11 protein-coding genes are annotated in these 8,671 nt (G+C 57.4%); 4 read left to right on the plus strand and 7 right to left on the minus strand.

Going from position 1 to position 8,671, the window contains the following annotated elements; translation table 11 throughout:
• The first annotated feature begins 6 nt into the window (after positions 1–6).
• Both M0974_RS10100 and M0974_RS10105 read left to right on the plus strand, forming a co-directional pair.
• Complete coding sequence (locus M0974_RS10100; RefSeq protein ID WP_297835866.1) at positions 7–2,229, plus strand: FimV/HubP family polar landmark protein; 2,223 nt, start codon at positions 7–9, stop codon at positions 2,227–2,229.
• Positions 2,230–2,237: 8 nt separating this feature from the next.
• On the plus strand, positions 2,238–2,528 hold the full coding sequence (locus M0974_RS10105; RefSeq protein WP_297835852.1) for a SelT/SelW/SelH family protein: 291 nt from the start codon (positions 2,238–2,240) through the stop codon (positions 2,526–2,528).
• Between the two features lie 16 nt (positions 2,529–2,544).
• Here M0974_RS10105 and M0974_RS10110 read toward each other — a convergent pair whose 3' ends face one another.
• Positions 2,545–3,126 (minus strand): HD domain-containing protein, encoded by a 582-nt coding sequence (locus tag M0974_RS10110; protein ID WP_297835869.1) that lies wholly within the window; start codon positions 3,124–3,126, stop codon positions 2,545–2,547.
• A 136-nt stretch (positions 3,127–3,262) separates the two neighbouring features.
• On the opposite strand from M0974_RS10110, the gene M0974_RS10115 reads away from it, so the two are divergent.
• A complete protein-coding gene (locus tag M0974_RS10115) occupies positions 3,263–4,264 on the plus strand; it encodes an AraC family transcriptional regulator (protein ID WP_297835853.1) in 1,002 nt (333 codons plus the stop codon).
• Between the two features lie 85 nt (positions 4,265–4,349).
• A complete protein-coding gene (locus M0974_RS10120; protein WP_297835855.1) occupies positions 4,350–4,910 on the plus strand; it encodes a nitroreductase family protein in 561 nt (186 codons plus the stop codon).
• A 26-nt stretch (positions 4,911–4,936) separates the two neighbouring features.
• On the opposite strand, the gene M0974_RS10125 is transcribed toward M0974_RS10120, so the two are convergent.
• The 6 genes from M0974_RS10125 to M0974_RS10150 form a co-directional block, all read right to left on the minus strand.
• Complete coding sequence (locus M0974_RS10125; protein ID WP_297835857.1) at positions 4,937–6,277, minus strand: HAMP domain-containing sensor histidine kinase; 1,341 nt, start codon at positions 6,275–6,277, stop codon at positions 4,937–4,939.
• Positions 6,278–6,340: 63 nt separating this feature from the next.
• On the minus strand, positions 6,341–6,757 hold the full coding sequence (locus M0974_RS10130) for an LTXXQ domain protein (protein ID WP_297835859.1): 417 nt from the start codon (positions 6,755–6,757) through the stop codon (positions 6,341–6,343).
• Between the two features lie 233 nt (positions 6,758–6,990).
• On the minus strand, positions 6,991–7,671 hold the full coding sequence (locus tag M0974_RS10135) for a response regulator transcription factor (protein WP_297835861.1): 681 nt from the start codon (positions 7,669–7,671) through the stop codon (positions 6,991–6,993).
• Between the two features lie 8 nt (positions 7,672–7,679).
• Positions 7,680–8,042: a translation initiation factor 2 gene (locus tag M0974_RS10140; RefSeq protein ID WP_297835862.1), complete on the minus strand. Its 363-nt coding sequence runs from the start codon at positions 8,040–8,042 to the stop codon at positions 7,680–7,682.
• A gap of 166 nt (positions 8,043–8,208) precedes the next feature.
• Positions 8,209–8,508 carry a YciI family protein gene (locus M0974_RS10145; protein WP_297835864.1) on the minus strand — a complete coding sequence of 100 codons (300 nt, stop codon included), beginning with the start codon at positions 8,506–8,508 and terminating at the stop codon, positions 8,209–8,211.
• Between the two features lie 2 nt (positions 8,509–8,510).
• Positions 8,511–8,671, minus strand: a 161-nt coding sequence (locus M0974_RS10150) for a septation protein IspZ (RefSeq protein WP_297835871.1), incomplete at its 5' end; no start/stop codon positions are given.

Consider the following 8,671-nt stretch of genomic DNA (forward strand, 5'->3'; position numbering starts at 1 on the left):
ATTTACATGCTGAAGAGTTCTCAGGTTGCGCTCGCGCGGGTTAATCGCCCGTCGCGTCAGCCGGTTCGTCGTTGGTGCGTGGCTGTGGCTGCTGCATCATTTATGTACTCAGCGTTGGCTTCGGCCCTTGGCTTGGGCGAGATCACGCTGCATTCTGCGCTGGAACAACCGTTCAACGCCGACATAGAGCTGGTTGAAACAGCCGGTTTGAACGCCGAAGACATCCACGTGGGCCTGGCCTCTCCGGAAGCGTTTAGCCGTGCGGGCATCGACCGCCTGTTCTTTTTCAACGACCTGCGCTTCACGACTGTTATCAATGGCAATCGTGGCGTTGTGCATGTGGTCTCGAAAAAACCGGTGACTGAGCCTTACGTCAGTTTCCTTGTGCGATTGGCGCGTCCGAACGGCGATCAGGTGCATGCCTACACGCTGTTGATCGATCCGCCTGATTCGCCCCAAGGCCGGGCCGCGTCGCGGGGCCGATGGACTGAGCCCAAGACTCATAACGTCACCGATGCACGTATGCCCGTTGCGCCTCCACAAGCAGTGCAAGGCAATCATTATACCGTTGCCAAAGGCGACAATCTGGCCTCTATTGCCCGGCGCTTGCAGGGTCCTGGCGGTAAAACTTCTGCGGCAGAGATAGCCCAAGGTATACAGGCGCTTAACACCCAGGCATTCCCCAGCGGTAACAGCACGAAGTTGAAAACCGGCCAAAGCCTGCTGTTGCCTGATACGGCCGTGTTGCCGCGGACAGTCTCGGCGCCGGTCGCCGCAGCTGTACCTGTACCTGTACCTGTACCTGCATCTGGAGCATTGCCCGCTATTGCGGCACCGGCGCCTCTGCCCCTTTCCAGCGAAGATCAAAAAACCGCTGAGCAACTGGCGGCCAATGCTATTGAAAACCAGCAGTTGACCAAGTCCGTAGGCGATCTGAAAGGACAGCTGCAAGGCCTTGAGGATCAAGTCGCCGGTAAAGACAAACAAGTCATTGCACTGCAAACCGCTTTGGCTGAGATGAAGGCCGCTGCAAGCAAGCCAGTTGTGGCAGTTGCCCCAGCACCTGCTGTCATCACGGCTCCGGTCGCCGCTACGGCACCCGAAGACGACTCTCTCGTCAGCATGCCGCTGTTACTGGGCGCGGTATTGATACTGCTGTTACTGCTGGCGCTGGCGTATTCGGTCCGCCGTAAACGGATGAAAAACGTGGCGCCTGTGCCGCCGGTCTACAAACCAGTAGAACCCACCGTTTCATCAGCGCCGGTTGCGCCGGTAGTTGAACCCCAACCCCCCAAGGTTGCGGTCGCGCCAGCAGTGCCAGCAGCACCGGTTGCCGTTGCGCCAACGCCCCAAGGCCAGCGCCTTGCTGGCACGGCGACCGATGCGCTAGACGGTGCGAGCATCTACATTGCTTATGGCCGGTTCACCGAAGCATTGGGTATTTTGCGTGACGCGTCAGTGAAACAGCCAGAACGTACGGATCTGCGTTTGAGAATACTTGAACTGTTGGCGGAACAAGGCGACATCGACGGTTTTGCCCGGGAAGAGCAAGCCCTGCTTGATCGCGGTGTCAGCGCCGAAACCGTGCAGGAAATCCGTGAGCGATACCCGAAATTAAAGGTCAAGCCTGAGCCCGTAGCCGTGTCGCCGTCAGAGGCGCCAAGCAGCATCGTTCTGGCACCGGGGTTGACCCCTGAACCCGTTGATTCTCGGTTCATTGAGCCAGAAGCACCGGTCCCAATCGCGCAACCCGTTGATGAGTTTCATTTGAACCTGGATGACCTGTCAATGGACGCCGACTGGGATTTGGTCGATCCGTTCGAAACCACTCCTGCTGCGCGCAGCAAAAAAGAGCCCGAGCAAGCGCCTGAAGTCGAGCCGGATTTCGCCACTAACCTGACCGAATTTCCTGAAGTTTTCGAAATGCCCGATGAGCAATACCTCAGTGACTTTGCTGAACCCGAGGCGGAACTGGAACCTGAGCCGATTATTCAGTCCAACAGTGATTTGCTGGATGACGAGTTTCTCGATAGTTTCATGAACGATTCATCGGAATTCGATTTGCTAGACTTGGACGATGACGAACCGCTCAGCAAGATCAATCAGGCGCAAGTGCTGATTGATGAAGGCGAAGTCGAACGCGCAAGGGCGCTGTTGCAAGAAATAATTCTGGACGGCGATCACGAGCACCAGCGTACCGCTCAAGATCTGTTAGCGGCAATCAGTTGAAATAGACCATGCCCCTCACCAAACCTGAAATTGTCATCACCTACTGCACGCAGTGCCAATGGCTGCTGCGTGCCGCGTGGCTGGCTCAGGAACTGCTCAGTACCTTTGCCGATGACTTGGGGAAGGTGTCCCTGGAGCCCGCCACCGGCGGGGCGTTTCGCATCACCTGCGATGGCGTGCAAATATGGGAGCGTAAGGCTGACGGCGGTTTCCCCGAAGCCAAAGTGCTCAAGCAACGGGTGCGCGACCAGATCGACCCGCAGCGCGATCTTGGGCATAACGATCTTGCAAAAAAATGATCGTGCCAAAGAATAGTTAATCGGTGTGCTGCGCCGCGGTATAAATCGAATTCTTAGGGTAAGCAAACACCCGCTCCAGCATCGGTTCGAAGAAGCTCAAAGGCAGGGTTTTGTAGGCGGGATCAAACGCTGCCGCATCATACTTTACGCAAAATTCGATGGTCTGCTGATACTGAGGATGCTCGGCAAATTGCTCGCGCAACAGTCGGTCCATGCCCAGGTGATGGAAGAAATAGTACCCCTGAAACACTCCGTGCTTTTCCACCATCCACAGGTTTTCAGCGCTGACGAAGGGTTTCAGGATGGCTGCCGCGATGTCCGGGTGGTTATAAGATCCCAAGGTGTCGCCGATGTCGTGCAGCAGCGCACAGACCACGTATTCCTCGTCGCGGCCATCTTCATGGGCACGGGTCGCCGTTTGCAGCGAGTGGGTCAAACGGTCTACCGGGAAGCCGCCAAAATCACCGTCCAGTAACCGCAGGTGAGTCAGGATTCGCCCAGGTAATTGCTTGGCGTAAGCGGTAAAGTCCTTGGCAATAATCATCCAGTCTTCTTGAGTGCTGTCCTGCATATGGGTGAAGCGTGCCTGAGTGTTCATCATGGGTCCTGTCGTTATTAGAAATGGACTGGCTCAGTTTAGGCGCTTCAGGTTTTCAGGCAGTGACATTGCGCGCCACGATAGTATCCTTGGCCGCAAGCGCTGCGGGACGCGGCTATTCAAGAATAGGAAAATCATGAGCGAAAGAACGACGTCTGCCAGTTGGGCAATGGGTATCGTCAAATCACTGGAGCTGGACGGCCTGGACTGCCGGTCGCTGTTCAAGGAACTGGGGCTCAGTTATGCCGATTTGGATAACCCCGACGCGCGGTTTCCACAGGACGGCATGACCCGTCTGTGGCAGCGGGCAGTGGAGTTGTCGGGTAACCCCGCAATTGGTTTGAACATGGCCAAGGTTGTCCGTCCAGGGTCATTCAGCGTCGCGGGCTACGCATTGATGTCCAGCCAGACGCTTAAAGAAGGCTTTGCGCGATTGGTGCGCTACCAGCGGATCATCGCCGAGAGTGCTGACCTGAGTTTCCGATTATTACCTGAAGGCTACGCGCTGATTCTGACGGTGCATGGCGACCATCTGCCGCCAACCCGGCAAAGCGCAGAAGCGTCACTGGCGTCGGCGCTGGCGTTCTGTAGTTGGTTGACCGGGCGCACCTTGCAACCACGCCAGGTACTGATTCAAGGTGAACAACCGAAGAATATCGAACCCTACAAACAGGCGTTTCATGCACCGATGACCTTCAATGCGCCGTACCACGCGCTGGTATTCGAGCGCGCCGACATGGAAGCGCCGCTGCCCACCGCCAATGAGGCCATGGCGCAGTTGCATGACCGGTTTGCCGGGGAGTATTTGGCGCGTTTTTCGGGGAGCCGCGTGACCCATCAGGCCCGGCAGGTGTTGTGTCGGTTATTGCCCCAGGGCGAGCCCAAGCGGGAAGTGGTCGCGCAAACCCTTCATCTATCACAGCGCACCTTGCAGCGACGCCTGCAGGACGAGGGCACCAGTTTCCAAACGTTGCTTGATGACACCCGGCGGGAGTTAGCTGAGCAATACCTGGCGCAACCGCAGATGACTCTGTTGGAAATTGCGTACCTGTTGGGCTTCGCTGACCCCAGTAACTTCTTCCGCGCATTCCGTCGCTGGTTCGATGCAACACCGGGGGAATACCGCGCTCGGATGTGACAGGTATTAATTAAATTACCGGGTCACTCGTTATTAGCTGCGTACCCAACCTAGAATGACCGATCATTTTTTCAGGAGAAACCCCATGGAAGCGCTCGACGCTTTGCTCAACCGTGTATCGGTCCCACGTCTGGTTGATCCGGCACCGGACGCAGCGCAACGAGAACTATTGTTCGCTGCCGCATTGCGCGCGCCTGATCACGGTCAACTGCGACCGTTCCGGTTCCTGACCGTCGAAGGTGCGGCTCGTGAGCAGATGGGGGAGTTGCTGGCGCAGGCATTGAAACTCAGCGGTGCCGAGCCCAATGCGCAGGCGTTGGAAAAAGCACGCTTGGGGCCGTTGCGTGCACCATTGGTGGTGGTAGTGATTGCCAAGCTGCAGGATCACTTCAAAGTACCCAAGCAAGAGCAGCTAATCACTGCGGCCTGCGCTGCACATGCGATTCTGAACGCAGCATTTGCAATGGGGGTGGGCGGCGTCTGGCGCACCGGAGATTTGGCGTATTCAGCTCATGTCGCCAAAGGGCTGGGATTGGAAGCGGGCGAAGAAGTCGTCGCCTTCCTCTACCTCGGCACCCCACAAAACGAACCGCGTTCCGCGCCGAGGCTGGATACGGCAGAGTTTGTGAGTAAATGGCCTCTGTAGGAGGGTTATGTTTACCCGGCAGGATCTCAAGAACCGCCGGAAATAATCGGCTCCAACGGCAAGTCCATACTCGCCACAAATCCGCCTTGGGGATGGTTGGCCAGCATCAGGTGGCCGCCATGGCGTTCTGCGGCGCGTTTGGCAATGGCCAGCCCGAGCCCATAGCCAGGCGCTGTTTGGCCGGGTGCACGGTAAAAGGGCTCCCCCAACTGCGGTAAGAACTCTGGCGCCACACCGGGGCCATGATCGCGCACGCTGATCAATAACCGATCACCCTCACGCTGTGCCAGAAAGTCGATGGTTTTACCCTCGGGGTTGAAGCGCAAGGCGTTGCGCAACAGATTGTCCAGCGCCCGTTCAAGCATGTCGGGCCAACCTAGCAGCTCAACGTCATCGTGAACGTCTATGCGCACCTGTTGATCTGCAGCACTGAGCAATGCATCGCCTTTCAGGTGATGCAGCATCTCGTCCAGATCCACCAGCTCGGCGTCACCGAAATCTGCGTCCAGCCTCGCCAGCACCAAAATCTCACTGATCAACGATTCCAGCCGATCGCATTCCCGAGCCAGCCGCGGCCAAAGCTTCTCGCGCTCGGCCGGTTCTGCGCGTTCCGCCAGCGCCAGCGCAATTCTCAGTCGCGCGAGGGGCGAGCGCAACTCGTGGGACACGTCACGCAGTAACTGACGCTGACTGCCGATCAACGCTTGCAGGCGCGCGCCCATGCGGTTGAAGTCAGTGGCCAGCACGCCGAATTCATCACGGCGGTTAGCTAATTGCGCCAAGCTATTTTGTTGATACGTCGTCTGTCCCAAATCATGCACTGCACCGCGCAAGCGGCTGAGCGGGCGAGTGATGGACAGTGTCACCAGCAAACTGAACAGCGTCAGCACCACCAGCGCAATGCCCAGCGCGCTGAGCGGCCATATCAGGCTTTCCCGATGCCAGGCATTAAGCTCCGGGTGCGGGATTCGGTAGATAAACAGGTAGGTTTCGTTGGTTTTCGGGCTGGTGTATTCGGTGGTTAAACGACGCCACGGCAACTGCGCGGGATCGTTGTGCTGGCGCGCTTCAAGCGCCGCAGCCCGAGGCGGGAAGGTGCCTCGGACCACGGCTTCGCCGCTTTCATTGAGCACTTGAACGTCAATGTGATAACGCCGTTTACGTTGTTGCAGGTAATCCTGCGCGACGTCCTCACCCTTCTCTTCATAGAGTGTGGTCCAGTTTTGCGCCAATTTGGAGACGCCCGGATGACGGCTGAGAATCCACGCGTCTTGATTGAGCATATGCCCGAGCAGAATCGAGAGCCCAGCCACTAGGGCTATGGCTAACCAGAAGCTCGCCAAAATTCGCCAGAACAATGAACGCACGTGGACTCCTCAAACGTGAAAACCCGACGCACGGCAGTGCGTCGGGTGGGGACAAACTAATCGTTATTTAGCTTGCTGGTCCTTCTGCGCTTTCCAGGCCTGGAACTCGGCGTGGTCGGCACGACGTTGGGCTTCTTTCTGTTGGATCACGTCGAACTGCTTCTGCTGATCAGGCTTGAGCAAGGCGCGGACATCGTTTTGCGCTTTGAGGTGCTTGGCGTCTAGCTCATCCTGCATGGCTTTCTGCTGGGCAGGCGGCAGCATTTGCAGGTAGCGCTGTGTGGTCTCGTCACGGTTACGCTTTTGTTCGAACATGATTCGGCCGATTTGTTGGCGTTGATCCGGGGTCAGGTTCAATTGGCTGTAAGGGTTGTGACCACGCATGCCACCACCGTGACCACCACCGTCTTCAGGTGGCATTGCCATTGCGACGGTAGGCAGAGCAGCAGCAAGCAGCAGGGCGATTAAAGTCTTACGCATGATAAATCTCCTTGTCTCGAATCCGGCTCGATGCCGGTTGAGGCCAGTGTAGGGAGAGCAAGGTCAACGGCGGTCAGGTGACGGTAAAGCTTGGGTAAAGACAAAATCTGCCGGCCTGACACATTCGCACGGGATCTGTAGGAGCCAACGTGTTGGCGAAGCGTCCGATTGGATTCTTCGTCTTAACGGTCTCGCCAACACGTTGGCTCCTACAGCGGTCTACGGTAAGACTTTCACACGCAGTAGTAATAGCCACGGCTACGTAGGGCAACGATTCTTGGGCGGCCGTCGGCGTGGGGGCCGATCTTTTTGCGTAGGTTGCTGACATGCATGTCGAGGCTACGGTCGTACAGGGTCAATTTGCGACCGAGGGCCAGTTGCGCCAGTTCTTGCTTGTCCAGCGGTTCGCCAGGTTGCTTCAGCAACGCCTCCAGCAAACGGCTTTCCGACACGGTCAGGGTGAACTCATGCTCGTCGATGGTCACCACGCCGCGCACCGGGCTGAAACACAGGTCGCCCAGTTCCAACTGGCTTGAGGCCGCTGTGGGATGGCTGCGTCGTAGCACCGCGCGCAACCGGGCGGTGAGTTCCCGAGGGTCGCAGGGTTTGGCCAGGTAATCGTCGGCGCCCAATTCGAGGCCGAGGATACGGTCAAGCGGTTCGCCGCGAGCCGACAACATCAGCACCGGCAGGTCCGGGTGATCCGTACGCAGTTGCTTGAGCAATTCCAGGCCGCTGCCATCAGGCAGCATCACGTCCAGCACCACGGCGGCGGGCGGCGGTGTTTGCGCCAGTGCCAGGCGCGCGCTGCTGCCATCGTGGCAAGCCTGCACCTGAAAGCCTTCCTGGCTCAGCCAACTGCTCAGAAGCTCACAGAGCTCCTCATCATCATCAATCAGTAACAGTTCGCTCATGAACTCACTCAATTTATCCACTGCCGACGTTGTCGACGCCAGCCACTGGCAAAGATACCGCAGAGAAGGGCGATTATTGCTACGCCTCCGCCAGCAACGAACCACTGTTGTTGCTCGGTGAGTAGGCGTTGCGGTGAGGCAATTTGCGATGCTTTGAGTTGCAACATGAGGCGTTGGTTCTCTTGGCGCAAGTGACTCAATTCTTCGCGCTGTTGGTCGCTGACGTTGAGGCGTTGCTGCACCTCGGCGACCTGATTACGGTTGCTCGGCGACAACGGCGTCGTTGTGCCAACACCGGATGATTCTTCGGCGTGCGCGCTGACGCTAACGCTGAACACGACTAACAACAAGCACAACGAACCTGAACGCATCTGAACTCCGCTGCTGCTATTTTTTTTATAGAGAGGATTATTGAGAGAATTATCGAACCCAGTATCGAGTCCTCAGCAGGTTATCGGCAGGTTGGGCACAAAAATGAGCACTACCTCGGCAACTGCCGAACGCCGCGCGGTTAACGGCGGCGCGCCCGGCAGTGTGTCAGGGCAGTACTTGCTTGAACGGTTTGACCGTCACGTTGGCATACACACCAGCAGCAATGTATGGATCGGCGTCGGCCCAGGTTTGCGCAGCCGCCAGGGATTCGAACTCAGCAACGATCAGGCTGCCGGAAAAACCAGCAGCACCAGGGTCATTGCTGTCGATTGCCGGGTTAGGGCCCGCCAACACCATACGGCCTTGATCTTTAAGCGCGACCAGGCGAGCCAAATGATCAGGCCGTGCAGCCAGACGTTTTTCCAGCGAATTGGCGACATCGGTCGCAACGATTGCGTAGAGCATTATCAGTCCTTTGTTTCGGGTGTGGAAGGGTCTGCGTCGTGCATGTGCCGGGCGAGAAAGATCCCTTGGCCGACCAGAAATATCAAGGTCATGCCGAGACTGCCGAATACTTTGAAGTCGACCCAATAGTCCTGGTAAGTGAACGCCACATACAGGTTGGCTG

This window comes from Pseudomonas sp. (assembly GCF_026224925.1).
In the GTDB taxonomy this organism is placed as follows: Bacteria; Pseudomonadota; Gammaproteobacteria; order Pseudomonadales; family Pseudomonadaceae; genus Aquipseudomonas.

Excerpts from the sequence above, each read along its gene's own strand:
- M0974_RS10135 (WP_297835861.1), bottom strand. The coding sequence starts at position 7,671 with ATGAGCGAACTGTTACTGATTGATGATGATGAGGAGCTCTGTGAGCTT.
- M0974_RS10105 (WP_297835852.1), top strand. The coding sequence starts at position 2,238 with ATGCCCCTCACCAAACCTGAAATTGTCATCACCTACTGCACGCAGTGC.
- M0974_RS10100 (WP_297835866.1), top strand. The coding sequence starts at position 7 with ATGCTGAAGAGTTCTCAGGTTGCGCTCGCGCGGGTTAATCGCCCGTCG.
- M0974_RS10110 (WP_297835869.1), bottom strand. The coding sequence starts at position 3,126 with ATGAACACTCAGGCACGCTTCACCCATATGCAGGACAGCACTCAAGAA.
- M0974_RS10145 (WP_297835864.1), bottom strand. The coding sequence starts at position 8,508 with ATGCTCTACGCAATCGTTGCGACCGATGTCGCCAATTCGCTGGAAAAA.
- M0974_RS10140 (WP_297835862.1), bottom strand. The coding sequence starts at position 8,042 with ATGCGTTCAGGTTCGTTGTGCTTGTTGTTAGTCGTGTTCAGCGTTAGC.
- M0974_RS10120 (WP_297835855.1), top strand. The coding sequence starts at position 4,350 with ATGGAAGCGCTCGACGCTTTGCTCAACCGTGTATCGGTCCCACGTCTG.
- M0974_RS10130 (WP_297835859.1), bottom strand. The coding sequence starts at position 6,757 with ATGCGTAAGACTTTAATCGCCCTGCTGCTTGCTGCTGCTCTGCCTACC.
- M0974_RS10115 (WP_297835853.1), top strand. The coding sequence starts at position 3,263 with ATGAGCGAAAGAACGACGTCTGCCAGTTGGGCAATGGGTATCGTCAAA.